Here is a 726-nt window from a genome sequence, read left to right as displayed (position 1 = left end):
GGAAGTTCACCTACCTAAGCAACGAGAAAATAAAAAACATTCTTCTCGTAATAAAGGACGCACCCATTCAAGCAAAAAGAAGCATCCACACAGAAAAAAACCTAGTTAGCACCAGTGCGATACGGCACATAAATAAACTAAACACCACTTCAAAGCTAATTTGCTAAGCATATAGGCAAGATTTTTGGCTTATAAAAATTTAGGTGCTATCATTCGAGCCATAATAAGCAATAATAAATCATAGACTTACTAACCACGCTTTTTCTAACGAGTCGACTAAATCGCTCACCAAGAAATAGTATAAAAAGACTTTCATTATTAATGGAGAGCCCATCATGGCAATTGAATTACCAGCACTTCCCTATGCAATTGACGCACTAGCGCCACATATTTCTCAAGAAACTCTAGAGTTTCACCATGGCAAGCACCATAAAACTTACGTTGATAAGTTGAATGCTGCGATCCCTGGAACCGAGTTTGAAGGCAAGTCCCTTGAAGACATCATCAAATCTTCAAGCGGCCCAGTATTTAACAATGCAGCCCAGATCTGGAACCACACTTTCTACTGGAATTGCCTAAGCCCAAATGGCGGCGGCGAGCCAACTGGCGCAGTAGCCGAGGCTATCAATGCAGCATTTGGATCTTTCGCTGACTTCCAAGCTCAGTTCAACGACAAAGCTGTTAACAACTTTGGCTCTAGCTGGACTTGGTTAGTTAAGAATGCAG

Annotated in this window: 1 protein-coding gene; it reads left to right on the top strand. The window is 41.5% G+C overall.

From position 1 onward, the window contains the following. Positions 1-335 precede the first annotated feature (335 nt). Positions 336-726: Fe-Mn family superoxide dismutase (locus A3761_RS24150; RefSeq protein ID WP_068751065.1), on the top strand; the 391-nt coding region annotated here is incomplete at its 3' end.

The sequence above is a fragment of the Oleiphilus sp. HI0123 genome (assembly GCF_001635315.1).
Note: the sequence above shows the minus strand (reverse complement) of the source record. Positions and strands in the feature narration are given on the sequence as shown.